This window comes from Algoriphagus sp. UBA3586 (assembly GCF_002376385.1).
Lineage (GTDB): Bacteria > Bacteroidota > Bacteroidia > Cytophagales > Cyclobacteriaceae > Algoriphagus > Algoriphagus ornithinivorans.
Genome location: NZ_DFMT01000016.1, coordinates 83,591 through 109,610, shown reverse-complemented (window position 1 = coordinate 109,610; position 26,020 = coordinate 83,591). Strand labels below are relative to the sequence as shown.

General features: G+C 38.1%; 22 protein-coding genes. 10 read left to right on the top strand and 12 right to left on the bottom strand.

Features of this window, described 5'->3' with window-relative positions; translation table 11 throughout:
• Window positions 1-2: 2 nt before the first annotated feature.
• From B2906_RS05015 to B2906_RS04970, 10 genes are all read right to left on the bottom strand, one after another.
• Complete coding sequence (locus B2906_RS05015; protein WP_219958928.1) at window positions 3-893, bottom strand: toll/interleukin-1 receptor domain-containing protein; 891 nt, start codon at window positions 891-893, stop codon at window positions 3-5.
• Window positions 890-4,747: a class I SAM-dependent DNA methyltransferase gene (locus B2906_RS05010; RefSeq protein WP_219958927.1), complete on the bottom strand. Its 3,858-nt coding sequence runs from the start codon at window positions 4,745-4,747 to the stop codon at window positions 890-892. The genes B2906_RS05015 and B2906_RS05010 overlap by 4 nt, the downstream gene beginning before the upstream one ends.
• Before the next feature lie 185 nt (window positions 4,748-4,932).
• On the bottom strand, window positions 4,933-6,315 hold the full coding sequence (mnmE, locus tag B2906_RS05005; RefSeq protein ID WP_219958926.1) for a tRNA uridine-5-carboxymethylaminomethyl(34) synthesis GTPase MnmE: 1,383 nt from the start codon (window positions 6,313-6,315) through the stop codon (window positions 4,933-4,935).
• Window positions 6,312-6,767 carry a thioredoxin family protein gene (locus B2906_RS05000; RefSeq protein WP_286935808.1) on the bottom strand — a complete coding sequence of 152 codons (456 nt, stop codon included), beginning with the start codon at window positions 6,765-6,767 and terminating at the stop codon, window positions 6,312-6,314. The genes mnmE and B2906_RS05000 overlap by 4 nt, the downstream gene beginning before the upstream one ends.
• 10 nt (window positions 6,768-6,777) lie before the next feature.
• The gene (locus tag B2906_RS04995; protein WP_339815733.1) at window positions 6,778-7,677 is read right to left on the bottom strand and encodes a metal ABC transporter permease; all 900 of its coding nucleotides are present in this window, start codon (window positions 7,675-7,677) and stop codon (window positions 6,778-6,780) included.
• A complete protein-coding gene (locus B2906_RS04990; RefSeq protein ID WP_286935807.1) occupies window positions 7,664-8,956 on the bottom strand; it encodes an iron chelate uptake ABC transporter family permease subunit in 1,293 nt (430 codons plus the stop codon). Before B2906_RS04990 ends, B2906_RS04995 begins: the two co-directional genes overlap by 14 nt.
• 1 nt (window position 8,957) lies before the next feature.
• Window positions 8,958-9,746 carry a metal ABC transporter ATP-binding protein gene (locus tag B2906_RS04985; RefSeq protein ID WP_286935806.1) on the bottom strand — a complete coding sequence of 263 codons (789 nt, stop codon included), beginning with the start codon at window positions 9,744-9,746 and terminating at the stop codon, window positions 8,958-8,960.
• Window positions 9,743-10,657: a metal ABC transporter solute-binding protein, Zn/Mn family gene (locus tag B2906_RS04980; protein WP_286935805.1), complete on the bottom strand. Its 915-nt coding sequence runs from the start codon at window positions 10,655-10,657 to the stop codon at window positions 9,743-9,745. Before B2906_RS04980 ends, B2906_RS04985 begins: the two co-directional genes overlap by 4 nt.
• Window positions 10,654-11,316, bottom strand: coding sequence for a metal-dependent transcriptional regulator (locus B2906_RS04975; RefSeq protein WP_091650635.1), 663 nt, complete (start codon window positions 11,314-11,316; stop codon window positions 10,654-10,656). The genes B2906_RS04980 and B2906_RS04975 overlap by 4 nt, the downstream gene beginning before the upstream one ends.
• Window positions 11,317-11,628: 312 nt before the next feature.
• The gene (locus tag B2906_RS04970) at window positions 11,629-12,753 is read right to left on the bottom strand and encodes a glycosyltransferase family 4 protein (RefSeq protein ID WP_144605764.1); all 1,125 of its coding nucleotides are present in this window, start codon (window positions 12,751-12,753) and stop codon (window positions 11,629-11,631) included.
• Window positions 12,754-12,773: 20 nt separating this feature from the next.
• On the opposite strand from B2906_RS04970, the gene B2906_RS04965 reads away from it, so the two are divergent.
• Window positions 12,774-13,589, top strand: coding sequence for a 2,3,4,5-tetrahydropyridine-2,6-dicarboxylate N-succinyltransferase (locus tag B2906_RS04965; RefSeq protein ID WP_144605765.1), 816 nt, complete (start codon window positions 12,774-12,776; stop codon window positions 13,587-13,589).
• 10 nt (window positions 13,590-13,599) lie between these two features.
• Window positions 13,600-14,202 carry a tetratricopeptide repeat protein gene (locus B2906_RS04960; protein WP_144605766.1) on the top strand — a complete coding sequence of 201 codons (603 nt, stop codon included), beginning with the start codon at window positions 13,600-13,602 and terminating at the stop codon, window positions 14,200-14,202.
• A 27-nt stretch (window positions 14,203-14,229) separates the two neighbouring features.
• On the opposite strand, the gene B2906_RS04955 is transcribed toward B2906_RS04960, so the two are convergent.
• Window positions 14,230-14,925 carry a molecular chaperone DnaJ gene (locus B2906_RS04955; RefSeq protein WP_144605767.1) on the bottom strand — a complete coding sequence of 232 codons (696 nt, stop codon included), beginning with the start codon at window positions 14,923-14,925 and terminating at the stop codon, window positions 14,230-14,232.
• A 202-nt stretch (window positions 14,926-15,127) separates the two neighbouring features.
• Here B2906_RS04955 and B2906_RS04950 point away from each other — a divergent pair, with 202 nt between their 5' ends.
• The 6 genes from B2906_RS04950 (at window position 15,128) to B2906_RS04925 (ending at window position 21,381) form a co-directional block, all read left to right on the top strand.
• Window positions 15,128-15,535: a DUF4332 domain-containing protein gene (locus B2906_RS04950; RefSeq protein ID WP_091650644.1), complete on the top strand. Its 408-nt coding sequence runs from the start codon at window positions 15,128-15,130 to the stop codon at window positions 15,533-15,535.
• Window positions 15,536-15,623: 88 nt separating this feature from the next.
• Complete coding sequence (locus B2906_RS04945; protein WP_144605768.1) at window positions 15,624-17,162, top strand: helicase HerA-like domain-containing protein; 1,539 nt, start codon at window positions 15,624-15,626, stop codon at window positions 17,160-17,162.
• 33 nt (window positions 17,163-17,195) lie between these two features.
• A complete protein-coding gene (locus tag B2906_RS04940; RefSeq protein ID WP_219958921.1) occupies window positions 17,196-18,410 on the top strand; it encodes an NAD(P)/FAD-dependent oxidoreductase in 1,215 nt (404 codons plus the stop codon).
• Window positions 18,407-18,757: a hypothetical protein gene (locus tag B2906_RS04935; protein WP_091650652.1), complete on the top strand. Its 351-nt coding sequence runs from the start codon at window positions 18,407-18,409 to the stop codon at window positions 18,755-18,757. The genes B2906_RS04940 and B2906_RS04935 overlap by 4 nt, the downstream gene beginning before the upstream one ends.
• A 93-nt stretch (window positions 18,758-18,850) precedes the next feature.
• Window positions 18,851-19,810, top strand: a complete 960-nt coding sequence (locus B2906_RS04930; RefSeq protein ID WP_219958920.1) for a YheT family hydrolase — start codon at window positions 18,851-18,853, stop codon at window positions 19,808-19,810.
• 110 nt (window positions 19,811-19,920) lie between these two features.
• Window positions 19,921-21,381 (top strand): FMN-binding glutamate synthase family protein, encoded by a 1,461-nt coding sequence (locus B2906_RS04925; protein ID WP_255590611.1) that lies wholly within the window; start codon window positions 19,921-19,923, stop codon window positions 21,379-21,381.
• Here B2906_RS04925 and lhgO read toward each other — a convergent pair whose 3' ends face one another.
• Window positions 21,382-22,584: an L-2-hydroxyglutarate oxidase gene (gene lhgO, locus B2906_RS04920; protein ID WP_286935802.1), complete on the bottom strand. Its 1,203-nt coding sequence runs from the start codon at window positions 22,582-22,584 to the stop codon at window positions 21,382-21,384.
• A gap of 164 nt (window positions 22,585-22,748) precedes the next feature.
• On the opposite strand from lhgO, the gene B2906_RS04915 reads away from it, so the two are divergent.
• Together B2906_RS04915 and B2906_RS04910 are read left to right on the top strand one after the other, a co-directional pair.
• A complete protein-coding gene (locus tag B2906_RS04915; RefSeq protein ID WP_219958917.1) occupies window positions 22,749-25,226 on the top strand; it encodes a DUF5686 and carboxypeptidase-like regulatory domain-containing protein in 2,478 nt (825 codons plus the stop codon).
• Between the two features lie 110 nt (window positions 25,227-25,336).
• Complete coding sequence (locus B2906_RS04910; RefSeq protein ID WP_219958916.1) at window positions 25,337-25,900, top strand: hypothetical protein; 564 nt, start codon at window positions 25,337-25,339, stop codon at window positions 25,898-25,900.
• The last annotated feature ends 120 nt before the right edge of the window (window positions 25,901-26,020 follow it).

Here is a 26,020-nt window from a genome sequence, read left to right as displayed (position 1 = left end):
TTCTATATTAATCCTTTTTCAATTTCCATTACAAATTCTTTTACATTTTCAGAATATTTAATAGCAAGTTTATCTCTAAGCCAAGGGTATTCTTTTAAATCATCCAAGTCTATATCTAACCAAATTGGAATAATTACTTTCTTTTTTTCGTAAACTTGTTTGTTAACAAGTGATTGAAGCTCGAATCTGACCCAGCCTTCGTTTTTCAGAAATGATTTACTTATAAAAAGTAATCCGTTATCGCATTGATTTAAACCTTCTGATATTTTTTCATATATCGAATCACCAGGTTTAATGGAAAATTTATCAAACCAAACATTGAACATCCTTCTCGATAATTCTGCGTTTACTTTTGAAACAATTTCTTTATCATTGAAATCATGACAAAGAAATATGTTCTTTAAACTTGTTTTATCCATTTTTTCATAATCTTCAGTAGTTCTAATTGAAAAATATAAGGGAGTATTGTTATAAGTGAAATTTAAGTTGTCAATATGTTTGTATAATATTTCACGTTTAGATGTTATTCTATTACATTCTATGTATATCCGTCCAGTAAAAAGCAAGTTTTTTCCACTATATGATCTTGAAGGATCAATTGGGTCTTTTACTTCTATTATCATATTTTTATATTCTTCTTTATTCAAATACCTTGTTAATATCTCTGGTATTTGAAAAAGTTCTCTTTCGCCAAAATCATTAAATATTATAGCTACTTGTTTGTATAATTTAAATATATTGAATGCAGTTGCAACTTTGAATTTAAATTCCTTTTTACCAAATTGATTTTCTTCAAATAAAGTGTAGTCATGGTTTGTTACCATAACATGACCCTCTTTTTCTACTTTAAAAATATAATCTGAGAATCTATCGTGAATTTCCTGTAACGTCATACTTTCCTCCCTTCCACTATCCCAATCTCATCCTCACTCAACCCATAAAGCTCATAAACCAATTGGTCAATTTCAGCTTCGAGAGTCGAGGTGTCAGATGTTGGATTTTGCTTTTTTGCTTCAAGGATTTGTTCTACTAGTAAATCTATTCTTCCAGTTTCATCTTTAAGTATGGGGAAATCTTTGAAGTACAAATAACTAGGCTCCAAAAAGCCTCCTCTCAATTTTGGCAGGATCTGTTCAAACAAGAAATAGGTAATTTTGCTATTTAAGATTCCTAAGAAGCCAAAATCAAAGTGGGAAATAATAAAGCATTTCTGATTCGTATATTTTGATGAATCATCAAATGCAAATTCTGGACGTTTACAAATATTTGGATAAATGATCTTCTCCTTCTCAAACTCTTCATAGTAATCCACAGCATCCTGAATTTCATACCATTTGTAGCTTCCGGGTTTTCGGCCTGGCCAGTTGGTTCCCTTGAAATCTTTTGGTTTGGGCTCCAAGCTTTTGCGGAAGCCTTCGAGATAGGAGAGGATGGCAGGATAGTTTTCAATTTCAATTCCACGTCTCGTGAAAATCAAAAACTTATCACTTTTCGGCTGCTGATACCGCTTGATATCCCTTCCCGCCAAGAATGGCTTAATGATTTCTTCACTTTTGGGATCCTCCGCCATCAGACGGTCTTTGGTTTCTTGATCTATCACAAAGGCTTCATTTAGGCCTGTAAGTACTCCTCGAAAAATCTTTCCATCTACATACTCAGAAAGCGGTACTCCCTGTGATTTAAGTTTCGATATAAGTTTTTGAGCCTTACTATCTGTCAGTGTCCATCCGTCATCAGCAAGCCCTTCCTCTAAAACTTCTATTCTGTTTTCAGCTAGGTAACTTTCCATTCCTAGGGGAAAATCCAATGTTTCCAGATTTACAGCGGTAAACTTGTCAATAGGAATGTTTTTTTCAAGTCCAATTATAAGTGGGTAAGTAGTCGCTTCTTCAAAAACCTGTAAATCACCAAAATCCAAAATTTCCTGAATTGAAAAGCCTTTGACATAGTTTCGCATGGCTTTACCGTAACCAGCCCGCATCCATTTATTAGGAATGATAAAGACAAAATTGCCTGTGTCCTTGAGCAAGTTCATGCTCAATTCCACAAAATAGACATAGAGATCTGCTGTCCCCGCATAAGTTTGATATCTTCCCTGCAAATACGGTTTAAGGCTAGAAAATTCTTCCTGCCGGATATAAGGCGGATTCCCGATTACCACATCAAAACCCACAAAATCCCCTTCAACATTTAGTACTTCAGGAAATTCAAATCGCCATTCAAAAGCATTTTCAAAAATCTGGTTGGCTTTGATTTCTTCGATTTCTGTTTCCAGTTTTTCCAGTTCCTTGCTGACTTTATCGATTTTAGCGAGGCGAGCTTTTTTCTCTTTGGCTGACTCTTCGAAAAGCCCTGTCTGCATGGTCAGGTTATAGAGTTCACCGCCCAGTTTGGCTTTCCGCTTAACCTTAGGATCGTTATTGGCTATTTCAGATCGGAAATCGGATTTGATCGCATTGATCAGGTTTTCCATCTCCCGCTTCTCTTCCTTGCTCTCTGCATTTCGATAGCGATCCACTGCGATTCGATATGCATCGATAGAAAATTTACTTTTCTTCAATGCCTGACTGAGATCTTCCTCTAATCCAAATCTTGAAACCAATGAATTTCCGCATTTGATATTGATATCGATATTGGGTAAAGTTTCCAGTTCCCGCTGTCCTTTGAGGTTTTCAGAACCTCGAAGGTCTCTGTATTCATCACGCACTTCATCAGAATCAGCATAACAGACAGGAGAGCTATTGCCAGTTAGGGTAATTGGATCTTTATAATAGGCACTTTTTAACAATTCAATCCAAAGTCGTAGTCGGCAGATTTTAACCGAGTTGGGATTGATATCTACCCCAAAAAGACAGTTCTCAATTATTGTCTGCTTTTCGTGAAATAGTGTTTCCTGAATTCGCTGGGATTCTTTGTTGTTGGGGTGGTATTCAAAAAGTTCTCCATCTTCATCGGTGACGATCAGTTCATCATTGACTACTTCTACCTGATATTCTTTAAGTCTTTTGCCAGATCTATCCTGCAAGATTTTAAGGTCATTTTTGACCGCAATGATTTCATTGAGTGCTGAAACCAAAAAGTGACCGGATCCTACTGCAGGATCACATATTTTTAGAGAGTTGACGAGTTCGTTTGCCTCATTTCTATCGTCGATTTTGTCATAGAGTTGCTCCAGATTTTCCACTTCCCATCCCTTGGCTTCCTTAAACTTCTGAATGACTGCCTTTCGGATCGTTTCCCGGCACATATACATGGTGATAAAGCCAGGAGTAAAGAAAGATCCGTCTTTATAACCATTGATTTTCTCGAATATCAAGCCTAAAACAGAAGCATTGATCAGGGTTTTATTATCCTCCTGAATTTCTTCTGAACCTTCACTGGCAAAATCATAAGCATCCAGAAAGCGGAATAAGTATTCCAAAGTCGTGAGTTCGCCATTCAGCTTTTTTCCATGAACATCCTTCAGAACTGTAGATGAAATCACCGGAATGGTTTTTTCATTCTTTAGAAAATTGACCATGATGGTCTTTTGCTCCAAAAAAGTTGGTTCGAATAGGGAAGAATTCAGGTAGGGGACCTTGGCAAAAATTTCCTTCACATCTTCATTTCTATCTTCAGTTTTTTTAGCAAGAACCTGAAAGAAAAGCGAATTGAGATCATCCCAATCATGGATATTCTTTTTATTAAGGAAAGCAAAGGATTTATCTCCCTTATTGTAGCTGATGAGTTGGGCTTCTAATAGTTTCAGAAAAAGAATCCGATTGATCCAAGTGATGCTTAATTCCAAGCCTACATTGAATAAGCGTTCTTCTAAGGAATTACCATAGTGACTAGGCTTATCCAGCTGACTAATTTTATCGAGGGAATCTAATTGAATGATGGCATCCTCTAGGATACTGCCTGAGTTACGCTTTCCCTTTGCACTTCGCTCGATCAGTTTTTTGCCTCCTTGCTTCGTTTCTGTAAGTCCAATGATATGTAGCAATTCTGAATAGAAGCGCTTGTCTAGACTGTTGCTGTCATTAGCAAAAGGTAGTTTAAGCAAGTGTTCCGGAGAAAGCAGCTTAAATAATGCGATTAATTTCGAGTCATCTTTTTTGTCCTGATTGCGCAGTGGCTTGTTATAATCTCGGATATCAAAATGGGTGAAGGTAATTTGATCCTTTACTTTTTCAATAGCCGGTTCAGCGATGTTTTTATAAAAAAAGTCGGTTTTGATTTCAGCGAGTCTTCCTGATTCAAAATCCTCAAATTGCTTGACTAACCCTTTGTTTTGAGCAAAATGTCTATCAAAAATCTGCGCATCGAAAATAAACCATTCATGAATATTTGTTACCAAAAGATGTTTGACTTCAAGATTTTTTTGAGTGATCCGTTCTCTGAGGTAATATAAAACCAGCTCCTGAAGTGCTTTACTGTTGATATTTTCTCTGCTCAACATTTCCGATTTATTCGTCGGTTTTTTTGTTTCGATGATTACACCAACACTCGATTTAGCTTTTTCTCCTGTGTGGATAACTAGGTCATTTCGCCCTTTGGTATTGATGTAGTGGGAAGGATCGTAATAGGTTTTCTTTAAGAAATCAATGACCAAGTTCTTATGAAACTCTTCTGATTCGGATTCATTGATTCGGTCGACCAATTGAAGAAGGTTAGTTTTAAAACTCTCAATCGCAGATCGATTGGGTTTTACTTTTAAAAAGGCCTTATTAAGAGATTGCTTGGGTTTAAGTATTTGTTCAGGCATTCAACTATCATCTTGAAAAAACTACTTACAAGATGCATAATTTTTGACTAAAAATGCAAGGGTAATTATTTTTGAAAAAAATGTATGCCTATTGGTGTCTAAGATAATTTATTTACCGATACAAAATTTGGAAAAGATACCTGTCTGTCCGACAGGCAGGTTCGCCATAAATCATCTTTTAAAATTTATTTACCGATACAGAATTTGGAGAAGATATTCGCCAATAAATCATCGGTTGTGATCTCACCGGTGATTTCTCCAAGATAATGCAGGGACCTCCTGATGTCCATTGCCAAAAAGTCATTGGTCACTTCCTGATCCAAGCCTCTTAGAACATCTAACAGCGATTCCCTGGTTTTAGTCAATGAATCATAATGCCGAATATTGGTCACCACGGTATTTCCGGTTTTGAATTTATCCAAATTGACCAACTCCAAAATTTTAGCCTTAAGGCCTTCTAAATTTTCTTTTTGACCCGCTGAGATAAAAATGCTGTCCGGATGCTTTTCTTTTAATTCACTGATCAATTGATTATTAGCCTTATCTACCTTATTGGCTACTTTCACGAAAGGAACTCCCAGATTTTCCAGCTTATTGACATCCCGATTGATCTCTACTAAGTCTGTATCACCCAAATCAAAAAGGTATAAAATCATAGAAGCCGTTTTCATTTTCTCCTGAGTTCGGCTTACACCAATTGCTTCAATCGTGTCTGTGGTTTCTCTTAAGCCAGCTGTATCTATGAATCGAAAGATTACCCCGCCAATATTTATTTCATCTTCGATAAAATCCCTAGTAGTTCCGGCAATATCTGATACAATTGCTTTTTCCTCATTGAGCAAGGCATTAAGTAGGGTAGACTTTCCTGCATTAGGTTTTCCTGCTATGACGGTTGGAACCCCGTTTTTGATAACATTCCCGAGGTCAAAGCTGAGAATTAGCTCTTCTACCACTCTCAATAACTTCTCTACTAAGTCTCTCAAGTCATCTCTGCTGGCAAATTCTACGTCTTCCTCGGTAAAATCAAGCTCCAACTCAATCATAGAAGCAAAGTGAATGAGTTTGGATCTCAATTCCTGAATCTCAGAAGAAAATCCACCTCTCATTTGATTCAATGCAGCCTGATGGGAAGCTTCAGAGTCAGAGTGTATCAAATCCGCAACGGCTTCTGCTTGAGCCAAGTCAAATTGCCCATTCAGAAAAGCTCTTTGAGTGAATTCTCCAGGCTTTGCCGGGCGAACACCTTTTTTCATGAAAAGGCGGATTACCTGATTGATGATATAGGAGGAACCGTGAGTTGATATTTCAACCACATTTTCCTTAGTAAATGATTTGGGAGCTATAAAAAGCGATACGAGAACTTCATCTATGATCTTGTCACCATCACGGATTGTTCCAAAATGGATGGTATGTGATTCTTGCTTTTCAAGATTTTTTCCCTGAAAAACCTCATTCACTAATCTGATAGAATCTGGTCCTGAAAGTCGGATAACTGCAATGGCACCGACACCCTGAGATGTGGCCAAAGCAATAATAGTGTCATTTCGCTCGGAGAGTGAAAAGCTCATGGTTTAGGTCTAAAGGCTTTTTCTATTAATTCATTCAGGCCCGCTAAAAATTGTTCCGGCTGTCTATAACCTGGAAGTTGGGCTATATTTTGTAAAGTCGGTTCTATTATCACAAAATTAGGATAGGAGCGAACCCTCATCGCTGCAGCCATTTCTGCTTCATTGAATTCTCTGCCTCCAAAAGTAAAGGTCCTCTTCGTATCCTCGGCATTTAATTTTACGGCATAAAATTTCGCGTTGATATATTCTACCACTTTAGGGTCTTTAAAGGTTTCCTTATCCATTTTCTTGCACCAGCCACACCAATCTGTGTAGACATCTACCAGTAGCATCTTGGGGTTTTTCTCATTGGCCGCGATGGCATCCTCAAATTTCATCCACTGGATTTCTTGCTGGGCAAAAACCAAATGAGTGAAAGTGAAAAGGAAGAAAAGAAGAAATAATTTTTTCATAAGCTGCAATTCAGGAACTAAACGCCTCCTCCTTAGATTGAGTTCCGAATTTAAATTTAGACTTTTTGCTTGTTAAAACAGCTGAAGTCAAGAAAACGAAACCTGCAACGCTAACCATCATACCAGCAATCGAAGAATCCAACCAAAAGGCGAGGTAATATCCGATCACTGAAATTCCGATTCCAATACCTATCGTCAATTTGATCAATGACTTGATTTGCTTGGTCCAAAGGAAAGCAGTGGCTGGAGGCACTACAAGTAAAGCTACTACCAAAATCGCACCAACTGCCTCAAAGCTGCTAACTGTTGTATACGAAACCATGGACATTAAAGCTAAATTGATGGCACCTGCAGGAATTCCTAAAACGATCCCGAAGCTTTCATCAAAACTTGTAAGCTTTAACTCTTTGAATAAAAGCCAGATAAAAGTGATTACCAGCAGTAGGTTTAAGATAGCGAGCCATGTAATTCTAGGTCCCATGCTAAAACCAGATTTGGTAATCCACAGATCAATTGGCAAATAGGCGATTTCACCATAAAGCACACATTCCTGATCCAAATCTACCTTGTAGGCAAGCATATTGATTAGGATTATTCCTATAGCGAATAATAAGGTGAAGGTGATACCAATAGAAGCGTCCAATTGAACTTTGGCTTTTTTTCTCAACCAATCAATGATGAGGGTAGCTAATATCCCCAACAAACCTGCACCTATAATGACTTCTATGCCCCTTTGCGTACCAGAAATAAAAAAGCCAATGACAATTCCAGGCAATACCGCATGTGAAATAGCATCTCCTGTCATAGACATTTTGCGAAGCATCATAAACACTCCCAAAAGTCCACATGAAATCGCAATCAAAGATGCTGTGAAAATGATCAGAAAAGCATTTGTATCAATGGTCATCATGGTCTCTTGGGATATTTTCCTGATGAGGATCTAGCATAGGATAATTCAATCTGTTATCTAAAAGCTCCTCTAATTCAGGAGTGATCAAATGTTCTAATTTTTCAGCAGAATCATGTACGTGATCAGGGGCGATATTCATGTATTCGTTCAAATACAATTCCCATAATCTATGTAGTCTTACAATCCTTTTTGCTTCTTTCTTTCCGCTTTCATTTAATTCTATAAAACCTTCTTTAACAGTTATTTGATTGGTTTTATATAGAGTTTTAATTGATTTCAAAGTTTCAGTTTTATGTACTGGATACATTGAAAGAAGTTCTTGGATTTGAAGCCCGGATTTTTGTTCTTCCATTGCCTTATAAAGACTCTTAAGCACATGCTCCTTATGCGTCTTTTTTAAATAAGATTGGCGGGAAATGAAACGGAATAGAACTCCCTTTTTTGGAGCGAAAAGAAAAGAAATCAAAGCTAGGGTTGATAAGCTGACCACAACCCAAGGACCGGTTGGCATTTGGGGGATGATAAACGAAATGTAGGTTCCGACTATTCCAGATATGATTGCAAAGAGAGCCGCCAAAATCAAAAGCGTTCCGAGCCTATCTGTCCAAAACCTAGCTGCTGCTCCAGGGGTGATCAATAAGGCTGCCATTAAGACAACTCCAATCGCCTGAATGCCGATGACCACTGAAAGGATCATTAAAATGTTGAAGACAACACGAATTCCCTTCATTGGAAAGCCGATTGCTTTTCCATATTCAGCATTGAAAACCAGAAGACTGAATTCTTTTAGCAGTAAACTGAGCGTTAGAATAATCAACAAAGAAAGTGAGCCATAAACCCAAAGGTCTTCTTCCAATATTCCAATGGCGTTACCGAAAATAAACTGATTTAATCCGGCCATTTCTGGATTTCCTGTCTTTTGGATCATGGTCAAAAGCACAATGCCAAAACCGAAAAAAACAGATAAGATTACAGCTATGATAGAATCCTCACTCAGTTTGGTGTTTTCCTTTAGCCATGAACTCAAAAATGTAGCAAGTGCTCCGGAGAAAATGGCTCCTCCAACTATGTAAAAAGGATTTTTTTCACCTGCTAAAATGAATCCCAAACAAATACCTGGCAATACTGCATGAGAGATGGCATCCCCGAGAAGGGCCTTATTATCCAAAAAACTGAAAGTACCCACATAGGCAGACCCTATACCCAATAAGGTAATCCCCATCACTATAAATAGGATGGAAGAGTCTTGGAATGAAAAGAAATAGAGAAAATCCTCCATATCAGTTTTTAAGTGGATTGAATTCTTTCTTACGAATGAGGTCAGTTACTTTGGTGAGAAGGTTTAACTTTCCTCCGTATGTTTTTCTAAGTAGTTCCTCACTAACTACCTCTTGCTTCGGGCCAGAGGCTACTAAGTGTAGGTTGAGCATGATGATCCATTCGAAGTAACTCATTGCCGAATGTATATCATGATGCACCACCACGATTGTTTTTCCTTCCTTGCTCATTTCCTGCAGTAACTGGAAAATCGCTGTTTCAGTCGCCATATCGACTCCTGCAAAAGGCTCATCCATCAAATACAAATCAGCTTCCTGTGCTAAAGCTCTTGCAATAAAGACTCTTTGCTGTTGTCCTCCTGATAGTTCGGAAATTTGACGAGAGGCGAAGGCACTCATTCCTACCTTTTCTAGACAACTATGAGCAAGCTCTTTTTCTTTTTTTCCAGGCCTTTTGAATAGCCCCAATTTCCCATAAGTACCCATCAGCACTACATCCAAAACAGAAGCCGGGAAATTCCAATCTACAGATTCCCGTTGGGGCACATAGCTGATCCGGTTTCTTACTTGCTCTAAATCCTTATTGAAAATTTTAACATAGCCTCCACTAGCCTGAACCAAACCCATAATAGCCTTGATCAAGGTTGATTTACCAGCTCCATTAGGCCCTAAGATTCCAATCAACTTTCCTTCAGGCAAGCTTAAATCCACGTTCCATAATACAGGCGATTGATCATAACTCACCGTGAGATCATGAATTTCCAAAATGGGGTTTTCTACTTGTTGGATCATGGCAATAGGCTTTTGAATATGGTTTCAATATTGGAGCGAAACATACCTATGTAAGTTCCGGCCGGAGTTTCAGGACCATCCAGACTGTCAGTGTATAATGGTCCGGCTAATTGGATAGGATGGCCTGCATTTTCACATCCCGCCACTACAGCTTTAATAGCCTTTGGAGAAATGGTTTGCTCTGCAAATACTGCTTTGATATTTCTATCTACAATAAATTGAACGAGCCCAGTTAGATCTCTAAGACCCGGTTCGCTTAAGGTGGATAGTCCCTGCAAACCTTTTACTTCAATTGAATAAGCTTTTCCGAAATAGGCAAATGCATCATGTGCTGTAATTAATGCTTGCTGACTCTGATTCAAGAGTTGGGCTTTATCTATGACTTCTTGATGTAGCTGATCTAATTCCTGAAAATACTGTTTTGAATTTGATTCAATGGTGCTTTTCCATTCCGGTTTCCATACGATAATTTCTTCAGAAGCGAATTGCATAGCCATTTTCCAAAGGGAAACATCGAACCAAATATGTGGATCTACACTATGAGCTTCAGGCCCTGATCTAATCAATAATTCATCTGGAACCTTTTCTGAGACATTGATCAAGTTTTTGCTGAAGGCTAGTTTCTCAAATATCTCCGTCATTTTACCTTCCAAATACAATCCATGGTAAATGACTAAATCTGCATCCTGCAAAAGATCCAAGTCTCTCACTGAGGCTTTATACAAATGTGGGTCAACTCCGGCCGGCATTAAAGCGATTACCTGAGCATTTTTCCCAACAAGATTTTTAATCCCATCTGCTAAAATGGAAGTGGTGGTTACAATCACCGGTAATCCATTTTCCTCACTTTCACGAAACTTGCAAGATGAAAGTAAAAGAACACAAATTAGAATCGAATAAAATCTGATCATGACTGAAGGACCAAAATGTTACCAGCCACATCCTTGGACATAAAGATATTTTTCTTTTGATCTACCAATATTTCCAAAGAACCATCAAACTCAACCTTGTCCAGGACTTTGATTCTGGCCCCGATGTAAGCGCCAACCTTATCAAGATATCTTAAGAAGGCAGCAGAACTATCTTTCACCGCCACGATTTGACCGGATTGATTGAGCTCCATTTCATTCAATGGAATTCTAGGTCTTGCTCTGACATCCCCAAATTCATCCGGTATTGGATCACCGTGAGGATCAAATTTCGGATAATTAAGAAATGCATCCAGCCTTTGGATCAGTAGGGGAGACTGTATGTGTTCAAGTTCTTCTGCGACCTCATGAACTTCATCCCAAGCAAAGTTGAGTTTCTCAACCAAAAAAACTTCCCACAGTCTGTGTTTCCGGATAGTTTGTAAGGCTCTCTTTTTTCCTTCATCGGTAATATTGACCCCGTAATATTTTCGGTACTCAATCACTTCTTTCTCTCCAAGCTTACGGAGCATATCAGAGACAGAGGCCGGCTTGGTATTCATTTCACCAGCAACATCATTGGTTGATACAGATTTTTTTCCACCATCGGAGAGATGGTAAATGGCTTTTAAATAATTCTCTTCAGCTGTGGTCAAGTTCATCGTCTGGAATTTAATAAGACAAAGATAAAAATATTTTTAGATATAGCTAAAATATAATTTGAAACCGTCTAAATCGCCTGTGGATAAGCTCATTTTTATTGTGATTTGGATTTTAGTCTAGGCTAAAATATAAATTAATACTATCTAAAAAATGGGTTAAAATGCTTTATATCAATATTTTAAAAATATACATTTCATAAAATAACCTCAATAGGGTACTTTGGAAATGAGTTTCCATTTATGAAAATCGAGTGTAAAAAGGAGTTGATTGGTGGATAAGTTTTCCACTTATCCCCGGGGTAGGGAATTGTACTAAGAGAGAGATTGGATTAATCTCTGGAAATCAGGCTTAACCGTATCCCAATGGATTTCTGATGGGATTTCTCCTTGAAAGTAATAATTGGATAATGCTACCTTGAAAGAAGATCTAGCATTTAATAAGTCTAAAAAGTCAATTGATTTACCTCCTCCAAATTGAGACAAAAAGTTCTCCCAATTGGGATTAGGACTATGTAAAACTGCTTTCCCTAAACCGGCACATTCATACAGTTTAGTCGGCATTTTGGGAGCTATTTCAGGGCTTTGTTTATAAGGTAAGAGTACAAAGTCGGCCAGTTCCATAGCTTCAATGATTTGCTCATGAGCTATAGGTTGCCTGGAAATTTCAAGATTGATGTAGGATTTGTTTATAACAAAATCAGTCAGCTCTTCCCCGAATTTCTCAATTGTGCAATGCCCGATAACATGAAGCTTAATTTGTGGGAAGTCTTGGATAAGTATATCAACCCATTTTAAGGCGTCTAAGGTACCAAATGCAGGGCTAAGGGTACCAGTAACTAAGAGATGGATCTCTGGTTTTTCATCGACCTTAAATGGCTTTGTTTTTCTGATCTTTCCCTGAAATAAATTAGGGAGTATTAGCGCTGGTTTCTTTTTCGGCATTTCTATAGCATAGCAAGATTCAGCCAAGAGATAATAATCGACGGAGGCCAATCTTTCTGATAAAAAAATGACTGTTTTTGAGAGGCTTTTAGCCAAAGAACTTCTTGAATTAGGAAGATTTTGATTGGCTAGATAATTTTCCTGAACATCATAAATCAAGCTATATCTCAGGAAAAATTTGAGGAGTGTAGCGGGCAATAAATATTCCCAAGTACAACAAATGAGAACTTTTGGCCTTGTTTTGATGGTTAGGTATAGAAATCGGATCGGCAAAAAGGCTCTCTGCCAAAAAGATTTTATATCGCTGATAGAATAAAAATATCTAACATCACTGGATTTTAAAGGTCTTTTAGAGGAAAAGCCTATGAAGTTTAGCCTGTATTTATTTGTTTCACGCAGCGAAAGGCCAAGCTTCGCAAAAGCTCTTGTATCCTGTATAGGTTTTAAGCTTGAAGCGATCAGTACAGGAGTCTTATAGGCCGATTCAACATGCATAAACGAAACTAAACAATTTAATGGAACTCAGAGAAATCATCGAAAGAGCTTGGGAAAAAAGAGAATATCTTAAGGAAAAAGATACCGAAATCGCCATCAAAACTATCATCGCCGATTTGGACGCGGGTCAAATTCGTGTAGCTGAACCACAGGAAGATGGTTCATGGAAGGTAAATGACTGGGTGAAGAAGGCAGTAATCCTGTATTTTCCAATTCAGAAAATGCAAACTATTGAAGTTGGGCCTTTTGAATTTCATGATAAAATGGCGCTTAAGACCAATTATGCCAAGCAAGGTGTTCGTGTAGTTCCTCATGCTGTAGCTCGATATGGTGCACATCTAGCAAGCGGAGTGGTCATGATGCCAAGTTATGTTAATATCGGTGCCTTTGTGGACAGTGGCACGATGGTTGATACCTGGGCAACTGTCGGTTCTTGTGCTCAAATCGGCAAAAATGTTCATTTAAGTGGCGGTGTAGGTATCGGAGGTGTGCTAGAACCTGTTCAGGCAGCTCCGGTAATTGTAGAGGATGGAGCTTTTGTTGGCTCTAGAGCGATCATCGTAGAAGGAGTGAGAATAGGAAAAGAAGCGGTAATCGGTGCCGGTGTGACTTTGACAGCCAGCTCAAAAATCATTGATGTGACGGGTTCTGAGCCTAAAGAATATAAAGGTTATGTTCCACCTCGTTCGGTGGTTATTCCAGGATCAATCAGCAAAGAATTCAGTGCTGGTACTTTCCAAGTTCCTTGTGCATTGATCATCGGTCAAAGAAAAGCTTCTACGGATTTGAAAACCTCACTGAATGATGCATTGAGAGAAAATAACGTAGCAGTCTAAACCAACTATTATGAAAATGTTACTCCGAGCCGGGTGTGTTGTACTATTAAGTGCAACATTTCTGGCTTGTTCTAATTCAAAGCAAAACAAAGGGGATGCTTATTTCAACAAGGGTAAATATGAAGAAGCTGTAGGCGAATATTCAGAAACCCTGAAATTTAATCCTAATGATGTTACTTCCCTTTATAACAGGGGAAGGGCATTTGAAGAGCAGGGCCAATATGATTCTGCATTGAATGATTTTGAAAAAGCGATGCAAATCGATCCTAACAACTTTCAGATTCTTTTAAGCATTGCCAATATCCATTATCTCAACAAAGAGTATTCTAAGTCCTTGCTTTTTGCAAATAGGGCAGAAGAAATCTCAGGAGCTCCTGCAGCAGCTTCTTTTATGAAGGGTAGAGCTCTTCATCAGTTGGGAAATACCCTAGACGCGATGAAGGCCTATAATAATGCGATTAAGCTTGACAAAGATTTTGCACAGGCTTATTTTAATAGAGGAATGCTTAAAGTAGCTACCAATAAAAAAAGAGGAGGCTGTGAAGATTTTCAGCTAGCAAATGGCTTGGAATATCCAGGAGCTAAAGAAGCTTTAGAAAAGTACTGTAATTAAAAAATCCCGCTTCGTGCGGGATTTTTTTTAATGTTTATGCTCGATTTTTTGATGATTGCAAATGAGTTCAGTAGACAAACTTCCTGTGCCTCCACATACTTTACATTCACTGATTTCTTTGAGGCTTCCTTGACAGTTGGGACAAGTCAACCTTCCATCACCTCCGCATCGGTCGCATTCGAAGTATTCAACTATATTGAAAATATTCCTTTTTGTAATCATTCCAGTAGCTGCACACTTACTGCATCCTACAATACCTTTGCCTCGACAATAGGTACAACTTTGTTCTAATTTCTGCTTTCCTCCACAGTTTGAACAGGGTTCAAGTCTATAGCCCTTTCTATCACAGAGCTGACATTGAATGATATCTTTGAGCGGCCCTTCCAGCTTTTTCTGTAATTCTTGTGCTCCTTGATAATTAGCTCCCCTGAAACCATTAATTTCTAAATATTTATTCAAAAAGTTGGAGCTATTATCATATTGACCTAACTGATAAAGTGTCTCTGCAAAATAATAGGGCATTTCTTCCGGTAAGGGTAATCCTGAGTCGATCAGGTTTCTGAATATGGAATTGGCAGTGGTATAATCCTGTCTTTCCATGGCAGCTAGGGCACCTTTCATCCAACGGTCAGTCTGACCAAGATTGGGAACTCCCTGAGCTATAGAGGCAAAAGAAATTAGGAAGAAAATACCGATGAATAGTGGCAGATATTTTGAAAACACGGGTTGAATCAATTTTAATTTCAAGGTTACAAACTTGCTTTTGAAGACGAAAGTTAATGTTTGTAAATGGAGTTTTTTTAAAACATTCTTTAAAATGGATTTTGGAAGATAAAAATTGTCTTTATTTTAGGATAATAGTTTTGTTTAATCACCTGATTAAAAAGCTAGAGTCAAGAAACATTTTAACCTAAACACTAATAACATGGCAAAATCAATTGATGCTATTGAAGGTATCGGACCTGTATTCAAGGAAAAACTAGCAAAAGCTGGAGTAAAAACAGTAGAAGGCTTGCTACAACATGGAGCTTCTAAATCTGGAAGAAAGAAAATTGCAGATGCTTCGGGTATAGATGAAGGAAAAATTTTGGATTGGGTCAATATGGCAGATCTTTTCAGAATCAATGGCATTGCCAGTCAATTTGCAGAATTACTCAAAGCAGCCGGAGTTGATACTGTAAAAGAATTAAGAAATCGTAATGCAGAAAATCTTCATGCTGCTTTGGTAAAAACCAATGCTGAAAAGAAACTCACAAGAGCTATTCCTGCATTATCCAGAGTAGAGGATTTTGTAGCCCAAGCAAAAGCATTGGATCCTGTTGTAACTCATTAAGTTTCCCTTTTATCTAATTTCAAAAAAACCTTTTTGCGACCTGCATCAAGGTTTTTTTTGTAGTTTGTCATTCAAATCAGTAAAGAAGATGAGTCAAGAAGAAAAGTTTATCTCCCATCTGGCTGAAGGTCAGGTTTATAAAAAAGACTATATCATCATGGGAACTGGTATCCTAAATGGAGAGGCAGTTTCAGGAGCCCAAATCAAGGTGCCTCTTAAAACCATGAACAGACACGGCTTGATAGCAGGTGCCACAGGAACAGGTAAAACCAAAACTCTTCAGGTAATTGCAGAACAGCTCTCATTAAAAGGTGTTCCATCGGTTTTGATGGATTTGAAGGGAGATTTATCTGGCTTGGCTCAACCTGGAGAAGCTTCAGACTTCATCTTAAAAAGATCTCAAAAAATAGGGGTAGACTATGAGCCGATGGGCTTACCCGTAGAATTAATGTCTATCTCTAAGGAGAAAGGTGTCAAATTAAAGGCTACAGTTTCTGAATTTGGTCCCATCCTGATTTCTCAAATTTTGGATTTGAATGATACGCAGGGAGGAGTTATCTCTTTGGTATTTAGATATTGTGATACACATCATCTTCCGTTGGTAGATTTGAAAGATCTGAAAAGGGTGCTTCAGTTTATCGTTAATGAGGGCAAAGAAGCTATCACAAAGGAATTTGGAAGTGTATCCTCAGCATCGGTGAATACCATCATGCGAAAGATTATAGAACTTGAGCAACAGGGTGCTGAAAGGTTTTTCGGAGAGAAATCCTTTGACGTGGAAGACTTCGTAAGAACTAAAAATGGAAAAGGTGTCATTTCTGTGATTCGATTGACTGATATCCAATCTACGCCCAAACTCTTTTCTACCTTCATGCTCAGCATTCTTTCTGAGATTTATGAAACCTTTCCAGAGCAAGGAGATGCTGATCAACCTAAGCTTTGTTTGTTTATAGACGAAGCACACTTAGTTTTTTCTACTGCTTCCAAAGATCTTTTAGAGAAGATTGAAGCAATTATCAAGTTGATTCGTTCAAAAGGTGTTGGGGTGTATTTTTGTACGCAAACCCCTACAGACGTTCCAGATTCTGTCCTAGGACAATTAGGTTTAAAGGTCCAGCATGCTTTAAGAGCCTTTACAGCAAAGGACAGGAAAGCCATCACTAAAACTGCTGAAAATTACCCTGACTCTCCGTTTTATGATACTTCCAAAGTATTGACCTCCATGGGGATAGGAGAAGCCTTAATTACTGCTTTGAATGAAAAAGGTATTCCTACACCTTTGGCTCATACCCTTGTCAGAGCGCCAATTTCAAGAATGGACATTTTAACCAATTCAGAAATAGATGATTTGGTTAATAAATCTTCTTTGACCTCAAAATACAATGAAGATATAGACAGAGAAAGTGCATTTGAGTTGCTGGAAAAGAAGATGAACCAAATTGAAAAAGAACAGGAAAAAGCTGTTTTGCCTGGTCCATCTTCAAGATCCAAAACAGCAAGTCGTACCAAAGAAGACGAATCTCTAATCGAGGAGTTGAGTAAAAATACCATGGTTAGGCAATTGGGAAGAACTATTTTCCGAGAATTGACGCGTGGTATTTTAGGTTCATTTACCCGTAAAAGATAAAGTATTTAACTTTCTACAAATCAATAAATTAAAGTGAAAACTGCAATTATTGGGGGAGGGGCAGCCGGGTTCTTTGCTGCGATTCATGCTGCTTCACCTCACAATGAAGTATTCATTTTTGAGAAAACTCCAAAGCTACTTTCCAAAGTAAAAATATCCGGTGGAGGAAGATGCAATGTCACTCACCGTCCTATGGAAATAGCCAAGTTGGTAAAGAATTACCCAAGAGGAGAAAAGTTCTTAAAAAAGGTTTTTAGGCATTTCAAGCAGGAAGATACTTTTCAGTGGTTTGAGTCCCGAGGTGTTCAGTTAAAAATTGAATCAGATGGTAGGGTTTTTCCTGTTAGTGATCAATCTTCTTCTATAATTGAAGCTTTACTGAAAGAAGCCAAAGCGAAAAATATTCGAATCGAAACTGGAATGAATCTAAAGCGTATGGAGGCCAATGGGAATACCTGGACTCTTCATTTTGATTCCGGCTCCCGGCAATTTGATAAAGTGGTAATTTGTAGTGGAGGTCATCCTAAAACTGAAGGTTATCAATTTTTAAAGGGTCTTAAGCACACTATTGCATCACCTATACCTTCCCTTTTCACTTTCAATACTCCACAAGAATCCATTCGTGAATTAATGGGTTTATCATTACCGAATGCCTATGTGAGGTTGGAGGGTACCAAACTTTCCTATCAAGGTCCGGTTTTGATCACTCATTGGGGAGTGAGTGGTCCGGCAGTTTTAAAGCTTTCAGCCTTTGGAGCAGCTTGGCTTCATGAAAAAGAATATCAGGCAAAAGCGATAATTAACTGGAATCAGGATTTTGGTGAAGAGGATTATCAAAATCAGATAAGAAATTATATCCAAGCGCATTCATCCAGAAAAGTTAAAAATTACCCACTTTTTGACATTCCAGGCAGATTATGGGAGCATATTCTTGAAAAATCCCTTATTGAAGAGGAACAGATCTACGGAAACTTGGGCAAAAAGCAAATTAATAAATTGGTTCAGCATCTTTTTTGCTATATTTTGTCTGTCAAAGGTAAAACCACTTTCAAGGAAGAATTCGTAACTGCAGGAGGTGTTCAATTGAATGAGGTGGATCCTGAAACAATGGCAAGTAAGTTTCACCCAAATTTATACTTTGCTGGAGAAGTACTTAACGTGGACGGTATTACTGGAGGTTTTAATTTTCAGGCTGCATGGTCGACGGGTTTTCTGGCAGGAAAAACTATTATCAATAGCGCGATATGAGTTTAGCTTATCCTGAACTGAACCAACGGATCCTAGAAATGGCCGAAGGTGATGAGGAATTTAGAATGGAATTAACCACTGCTATCCATGCAGGACTCCTTGAGTTGAAAACCAAATATGCTGAAGGTTTTCATGAAAAAGACGAAGTTAAAATCCAACAAATCAGACATAAGGTCAAACCTACCTTAGGTATGTTTGAGTTTGAAGATTTATCAATTATCCTGCAAGAAGGAAAAGATATTTTAGAATCCGAGGGCTTTAATCAGGCATTCGGAGGACATTTCCATTTACTTCAGGAAAAACTGGATACAGCTATCGAAGAAACAGCCAAACTCTTAAATAATTGATCAAAAAGTATTTTTTTTGAAATTGATTTCTGTTCAGAGGGTTTCAACACTCTGCTGTATTTAAAATTCAATCCCATTCTCCATTTTTAGGATATGCCAATTATTGATTCCTCTTCCTACCAGGGTCCCAGTTATTTAATCAATGGTCATTTCGAAACTATAGTCCCGAGTTTATTTCGAAAAATCAAAGAGCTAACCTATGAAAGAGAAAAGATTCATACTCCTGATGATGATTTTTTAAATCTTGATTGGTCGAAGGTTGGAAGTGATAAGCTTTTGATTATTTCTCATGGCTTGGAAGGAGATTCCTATAGGCATTATGCAATGGGTTTGGCAAAATTATTTAATCAACATCATGTGGATGTTCTAGCCTGGAACAATAGAAGCTGTGGTGGAGAAATGAATCTGCAACCTATCCTTTATCATCATGGAGCGAGCTATGATTTGGATACGGTAATCGAACATACTAGAAATACAGAAAATTATAAGGAAATATATCTCTGTGGAATCAGTATGGGAGGGGCTCAAACCTTAAAATACCTAGGCGAAAAAGGTAAACATATCCCATCAGAAATTGTAAAAGCTGCGGTATATTCCACGCCCTGTAATTTGCCATCAAGTGCAGCCACTTTAAAATACCCTTCTAATAGTTTTTACAAAAATCGGTTTTTGGGTAAACTCAAAAAAAAGATGATGCTTAAGGCAACCCAGTATCCGGAATTGATCGACTTGGAGCTCTTGGGTAAAGTCAAAGACTTTGACACCTTTGACACCCATTTTACGGCCAAATTGCATGGGTTTAAAAATGCAGAAGACTTTTATCAATCAGTCAGTGCTGATAATTGGATGCAGGATATTCATATTCCTACATTGATTATCAATGCTCTCAATGATCCTTTGTTGGGTCAGGCTTGTTACCCGATAGAGTTAGCAAGGAAGAAGAAAGAGATTATTTTAGAAATGCCTAAGAGGGGTGGGCACACAGGATTTACCCTAAAAGGCGACGAATTTACTTGGGCAGAATATCGATTTTTAGAATTTTTGCTCGCTTAAAGGAAACTGATTTAGCTTTACTATATTAGTATTCCATCAAACCCACCTTTGGAATGCGGAAGCTTTTCTTTTTATCTATTCTCCTCATTTTTCTCCTCACTTTATTTCTTATGTGGTTCTCTGAACTTCGGGAATTTAGCTTCGGATATTTTTTCCTGATTGTTTTGGGCTCTTTGACTGCATTGGGTATTTATGATTCTATTCAAAAGAAACATGCGATCCTTCGGAATTTCCCCGTTGTCGGACATTTTAGATACATTTTAGAATCAATCAGCCCCGAAATCCAGCAATATTTCATTGAAAGCAATACCGATGGAAGACCATTTTCTAGAAATTTAAGAGCCTTGGCTTATAGAAGAGCCAAAGGAGTCAATGACACACATCCATTTGGAACTCAAAAAGATATTCATGGAGAAGACTATATAGCTTTAAGACACAGTATATACGCGGTAAGTCCCAAAGAGGAAGATCTTCGCGTCACGATCGGTACTCATTCTTGCGCTCAACCATATTCAGCTTCGATTTTTAATATTTCAGCAATGAGTTTTGGCTCTCTTAGTTCCAACGCTATCAAAGCTTTAAATCTAGGAGCTCAAAAAGGTAATTTCTATCATAATACGGGAGAAGGAGGGATTTCCAGTTATCATTTGTCAGGAGGAGATTTATGCTGGCAAATAGGAACTGGTTACTTTGGATGCAGGGATAAGGATGGAAATTTTGACCCTGAAAGCTTTAAAGAAAAAGCTCAGTTACCTGAAGTGAAATTAATAGAGTTGAAAATATCCCAAGGCGCAAAACCCGGGCATGGAGGTGTATTGCCAGGCATTAAAAACACTCCTGAAATTGCTAAAATCAGAGGACTTGAACCGGGTACAACTGTATTATCCCCTCCATCTCACAAGGCATTTTCCGGTCCTAAAGGAATGATAGCTTTTGTACAACAATTGAGAGAGTTATCAGGCGGTAAACCGGTCGGAATTAAACTTTGCATTGGTCGCACAGAAGAATTTATAGAAATCTGCAAGGAGATGATCAGTCAGGAATGTTTACCTGATTTTATCACAATAGATGGAGCAGAAGGAGGAACTGGTGCTGCTCCTTTAGAATTTTCAGACAGTGTAGGTTTACCGCTGGAGCCAGCTTTGATCTTTGTGAGAGCTGCATTGGAAAAATTCAATCTCAGAGATAAGATTACCATAATTGCATCAGGAAAAGCATTAAGTGCTTTTTCGATTTTAAAAAATATTGCTTTGGGAGCCGATATATGTAATTCAGCCAGAGGTTTTATGTTTAGCTTGGGTTGTATTCAAGCTTTAAGGTGTAATACCAACGATTGCCCAACTGGAGTGGCAACTCAAAGGAGAGGTTTGGTAAAAGGTTTGGTGGTTCCAGATAAAGCTGAGCGCGTTTACAATTTCCATAAAAACACAGTTCACGCTGTAATGGAATTATTGGGAGCTTCAGGGCACTATCATACTTCTGAACTGAGTGTTCATGACTTGGTCAAAGGTGATGAAATGATAAAGCTAGCCAATAGATATTTCCCTGATACTGTCAACACTCAGGTTTGATTATTCAAAGCGCTTGAGAGCCATAGAGGCTACAGTACCTCCAATGGATAGGGAACTGGTGGCAGCTGGAGATGGGGCATTTAATACATTGATGATTGTTGCACTCTCTCTGATAGCAAAATCATCCAACAATCCACCACTTCGATCACAAGCTTGAGCTCTCACACCTGCTCCGCCATCTACCAAATCTGATTCCTGAATTTCCGGTATCAATTCCTGTAGTGCTTTCGTGAAGGCAGCTTTGGAAAATGAGCGGTATAATTCTCCAAAACCGGTTTTCCAATATTTTGCAGCAACTTTTTGGAATCCAGGCCAAGCTAAAGTTTCCACTAATTCTGAAAAATTAATCTGAGACTTTTTATAGCCCTCTCTTTTAAAAGCCAAAACTGCATTGGGACCTGCTTCCACGCCACCTTTCATCATTCTAGTAAAATGCACCCCCAAAAATGGGAAGTTTGGATCTGGAACGGGGTAAATTAAATTCTTGACCAGGTATTCCTTTTCTTTTTTTAGCTTGTAATATTCACCTCTGAAAGGAATGATTTTTACATCATCTGCCTCATCGTTATTCATTCTGGCAATTTTATCTGAATATAAGCCTGCACAGTTGATGACCAACTTAGATTCTATGGATTTTATTGAAGTTTCAATTGTATTGATGTTATTTGAAGTGCTTATTTTCAATACTTTATGTTTCAATAAAATACTTCCCCCGAGCTGCATGAATTTTCTCCCATAAGCTAAAGCAACCTGGTAATAATCTACTATTCCGGTTTGCGGGACATGAATAGCCGCCACTCCGGCACAATGTGGTTCGTATTCTTTCAATTCATCCAAACTGATTTTGCGTGTACCGGTCAAGCCATTTTCCAAACCTCTTTTCCAAAGATTCTCCAATAATGGCTTTTGCTCCTCCCGGGTAGCGACAACCACTTTTCCGGTTATTTCATAAGGGATTTTTTCCTCCTGGCAAAAGCTCACCAATTCATGGTATCCGTTGATACAGTTGATGGCTTTTAAAGATCCTGGTTTATAGTAGAGTCCAGAGTGAATTACTCCGGAATTATTTCCGGTTTGATGCTTTGCTAGCTGCTCTTCTTTTTCGAGAATAACGATTTTCAGCTCAGGCTTTGATTTGATAAGTTTAAGCCCTGTAGCCAATCCGACAATTCCACCTCCGACAATCGCAATATCGTAAACCATAGATTATTCTTTGAAAGCCCAAATATATTAGATCAAGAATCAAAATTGAATGATGCTGGCCTAGTCTTTATTCAATTCGGAAATTTTATCTCAGATTGGACTTTAAGCCAGCGGAATGAAATTATATTTGCAACTGTGCTAATATTTCCATGCGGAATTTCTAAATGAAGCGACTGTTTTCTCTCACATTTTTATTCTTTTCCCTGAGTTTTTCTTACGCCCAAGTGTCAATCAAGGGCAAAGTGACTGATGCAGAAACAGGTGATCCTATTCCATTTGCTTCAGTTTTGGTACTGGGAACAGGAAAGGGAATGAATACTGATTTCGAAGGAAATTATGAATTGAGCTTTTCGGGAAAGGCAGATAGCGTTCGGGTAAGCTATTTGGGATATATCACCCAAACCAAAAAAATTGGATCTTCAGCTAATCAAACCATTAATTTCCAACTCAGACCATCTGACTTTGAATTGGAAGCTTTTGTATTTGAGGCTGGTGAAAATCCGGCGTTTGAGATCATCAGAAGGGCGGTTGATAAAAGAAAAGTATTTGATAAAAGAAGTCTTGAGGCATACGAAACCAAGAACTATACAAAAATAGAGATTGATATTGATCAGGTTTCGGACAGGTTTACCCAGAGAAAAACAGTCCAGAAAGTAACTGCTGTTTTGGACAGCATACGGCAATTGACCAACGATGAGGGAGAAAAAATCCTGCCTGTTTTTTTCTCTGAGACCATTTCCAAATTTTATTATCGAAATAATCCTGAACTGAAGAAAGAGATCGTCGAAAAGTCCAAAGTCACCGGAGTCGGTATCACGGATGGCTCTACTACTTCTCAAATTACAGGCTCTGTCTTTCAGGAATATAACTTCTATAAAAATTGGTTGAACATTCTGGATAAAGAGTTCATTTCACCCATAGCTGATGGGTGGAAAGTTTTCTATGATTATGATTTGCTAGATTCGGTCTTAGTGGGAAAAGATAGCTGCTATAGGTTGCAAGTTTATCCCAGAAGAGAGCAAGACTTGGCTTTTAGTGGCACCATCTGGATCAATAAGGAGACCTATGCGCTTAAGCAAGTTGATTTGACTGTTCCCAAGTCCGCGAACCTAAATTTTATTGAAAGAATCAAGATTCAGCAGGAATTAGAGCCTACTTCCAAAGGTCCCTTGATTCCATCTAAAAGTAGAATTCAAATAAAAATTGGGCAAGTAAGCCCCAATACCGCCGGGCTTCTTGCAAAGTTTTACACGGCTACGGATTCAGTTATTCTCCAAGAACCTTTACCCACTTCCTTTTTCAACAATGCTGTTGAATTGAGACCTGATTTCGGGAATGCCGGAGAAGATTTTTGGAAAAAAAATAGGGTAGACCCTTTGAGTTCGGAGGAAATAGCCATTCTTCAGATGGTGGATACACTGAAGAAGATCCCCATTATTCGATTTTATTCAGAAGGTTTAAAGTTTTTTGCAACTGGGTTTCTTCCAGTAGGAAAAGTGGATTTGGGCCCTTGGACTGAATTTGGAAATTATAATAATGTAGAAGGATTTCGGGCTGGCTTTGGGATGCGGACCAATTATTCATTCAGCAATAAATGGTTGATTCAAGCCTACTTAGCGTATGGGTTTAAAGATGAACGCTTTAAATATTCAGCATTTGTAACCCGGATATTGGATAGGCAACATTGGACTACCCTTCAATTCAAATCCACGAAAGAAATCGATCAAGTGGGTTTGGAAATGGAGTCCTTAGCTGGAAATAGTATTTTCTTAGCTGCCAGTAGATTTGGGACATTGAGGAGGCCTTTTATCAGCACAACACAGCAGCTAAATTTCCAGCGGGAATTTTTCAAAGGCTTTTTGCTGAAAGGGGGTCTTCAGATTGCAGCGTTTGATCCATTGTTTAACTTTTACTTTTTGGAGCAGCAGAATAGAGAGTTAAGAAGTAGGTTTGAGACTACAGAAGCTAGAGTTGGACTTCGCTATGGAAGGGACGAAATAATCATTATCAATGACAATGAGCGGGTTTCATTTGGACCTTCTAAATGGCCAATTTTTGAAGTGAACTATGCAAAAGGTCTTCAGTGGCTAGGTGGAGACATAGATTATCATAAGTTGAGTTTTTATCTGTACCAAAGGCTAAACATGGGACTTTTTGGGGTTTCCAGATATGAAGTGGATGCAGGCAAAGTCTTTGGAGAAGTTCCTTATCCGATATTGAAAAACCACTTAGGCAACGAAACGCTTTTTTACACTACAGCTGCTTTCAATACCATGAATTTCAATGAGTTTGCCTCAGATCAATATGTCAGCTTAAGATATAGACATTCTTTTGAGGGATTTTTATTGAACAGAATTCCATTGATGAAAAAACTAAAATGGAGAGCAGTAGCCAATGGAAATTTACTTTTTGGATCAGTTAGAAATGAAAATGTATTGAATGTTCCGAGCTTAGATCCTGCAGGAAATCCTTTAGAAAGTTTTGGAAGATTAGATCCTACTAAGCCTTATTTGGAGTTAGGATATGGAATTGAAAATATCTTTAAATTCTTCCGGGTTGACTTTTTCCATCGCATGACCTATTTGGATGCGCCAGAGGCTAGGCCTTTTGTGGTGAAAGTAAGTGCGCAGATTATTTTGTGATAAATCTTCTTTTTAAAAAAAAAACTATTAGTTTTGACGACTTATTGCAATCTAAATTCTTTCTAAACTGGATGGCATTCTAAGTTTGTATCATTTTTAAATTCCATGGAATGAATAATTCTTTTGAAAAAATTTTTGTTACAGTTTTAGTCCTTACCCTTTCTATTTCCATTTGTGCAAAAGCTCAAACCAAATCCGAAACCTATACTGCAAAAAATGCTGTTTACCTTGAAGTTGGCGGAAGTTCTGGAAGATATGCAATCAACTACAGCAAGATTTTTCATCAAAAAGGGAAGCTAAAATTGAATGCCAGTGCTGGTTTTTCTATGTGGCCTAATAGAAATATAGACTCGAAGACTAGTTGGCTCCCTGCTTTGCCATTGGAGATATCTGCATTGGTTGGCAAGTCAAATCATCATCTGGAATTGGGTATGGGATTCACTTCTTATTTAAACACAAGCTTTGATTTTGACTCGGAAACATTTGAAACAATCAATAAAGTGGTTATTAACGCCTTCATTCCTCTTAGAGTCGGATACAGGTACCAAAAGCCGGAAGGGGGATTCTTTTTTAGAGTGGGTTATACACCAATTATTGACTTACCGCCAAGAACAGGAGGAAATTGGTCTTTTAATCCTTATTGGGCAGGAGTAAGTTTTGGTAAAAGTTTTTAGTCTTCTAGATTTATCTTGTGAGCTAGATAGTTGGATCGAGAACATCTTTAAATTCTTCAGGTTGGACTTTTTTCACCGCATGACCTATTTAGATGCCCCAGAGGCTAGGCCTTTTGTGGT

What these genes read in the sequence shown, in the direction of transcription:
- B2906_RS05015 (WP_219958928.1), bottom strand. Translation starts at nt 893, where the DNA reads ATGACGTTACAGGAAATTCACGATAGATTCTCAGATTATATTTTTAAA.
- B2906_RS05010 (WP_219958927.1), bottom strand. Translation starts at nt 4,747, where the DNA reads ATGCCTGAACAAATACTTAAACCCAAGCAATCTCTTAATAAGGCCTTT.
- mnmE (WP_219958926.1), bottom strand. Translation starts at nt 6,315, where the DNA reads ATGAGCTTTTCACTCTCCGAGCGAAATGACACTATTATTGCTTTGGCC.
- B2906_RS05000 (WP_286935808.1), bottom strand. Translation starts at nt 6,767, where the DNA reads ATGAAAAAATTATTTCTTCTTTTCTTCCTTTTCACTTTCACTCATTTG.
- B2906_RS04995 (WP_339815733.1), bottom strand. Translation starts at nt 7,677, where the DNA reads ATGATGACCATTGATACAAATGCTTTTCTGATCATTTTCACAGCATCT.
- B2906_RS04990 (WP_286935807.1), bottom strand. Translation starts at nt 8,956, where the DNA reads ATGGAGGATTTTCTCTATTTCTTTTCATTCCAAGACTCTTCCATCCTA.
- B2906_RS04985 (WP_286935806.1), bottom strand. Translation starts at nt 9,746, where the DNA reads ATGATCCAACAAGTAGAAAACCCCATTTTGGAAATTCATGATCTCACG.
- B2906_RS04980 (WP_286935805.1), bottom strand. Translation starts at nt 10,657, where the DNA reads ATGATCAGATTTTATTCGATTCTAATTTGTGTTCTTTTACTTTCATCT.
- B2906_RS04975 (WP_091650635.1), bottom strand. Translation starts at nt 11,316, where the DNA reads ATGAACTTGACCACAGCTGAAGAGAATTATTTAAAAGCCATTTACCAT.
- B2906_RS04970 (WP_144605764.1), bottom strand. Translation starts at nt 12,753, where the DNA reads ATGCATGTTGAATCGGCCTATAAGACTCCTGTACTGATCGCTTCAAGC.
- B2906_RS04965 (WP_144605765.1), top strand. Translation starts at nt 12,774, where the DNA reads ATGGAACTCAGAGAAATCATCGAAAGAGCTTGGGAAAAAAGAGAATAT.
- B2906_RS04960 (WP_144605766.1), top strand. Translation starts at nt 13,600, where the DNA reads ATGAAAATGTTACTCCGAGCCGGGTGTGTTGTACTATTAAGTGCAACA.
- B2906_RS04950 (WP_091650644.1), top strand. Translation starts at nt 15,128, where the DNA reads ATGGCAAAATCAATTGATGCTATTGAAGGTATCGGACCTGTATTCAAG.
- B2906_RS04945 (WP_144605768.1), top strand. Translation starts at nt 15,624, where the DNA reads ATGAGTCAAGAAGAAAAGTTTATCTCCCATCTGGCTGAAGGTCAGGTT.
- B2906_RS04935 (WP_091650652.1), top strand. Translation starts at nt 18,407, where the DNA reads ATGAGTTTAGCTTATCCTGAACTGAACCAACGGATCCTAGAAATGGCC.
- B2906_RS04930 (WP_219958920.1), top strand. Translation starts at nt 18,851, where the DNA reads ATGCCAATTATTGATTCCTCTTCCTACCAGGGTCCCAGTTATTTAATC.
- B2906_RS04925 (WP_255590611.1), top strand. Translation starts at nt 19,921, where the DNA reads ATGTGGTTCTCTGAACTTCGGGAATTTAGCTTCGGATATTTTTTCCTG.
- lhgO (WP_286935802.1), bottom strand. Translation starts at nt 22,584, where the DNA reads ATGGTTTACGATATTGCGATTGTCGGAGGTGGAATTGTCGGATTGGCT.
- B2906_RS04915 (WP_219958917.1), top strand. Translation starts at nt 22,749, where the DNA reads ATGAAGCGACTGTTTTCTCTCACATTTTTATTCTTTTCCCTGAGTTTT.
- B2906_RS04910 (WP_219958916.1), top strand. Translation starts at nt 25,337, where the DNA reads ATGAATAATTCTTTTGAAAAAATTTTTGTTACAGTTTTAGTCCTTACC.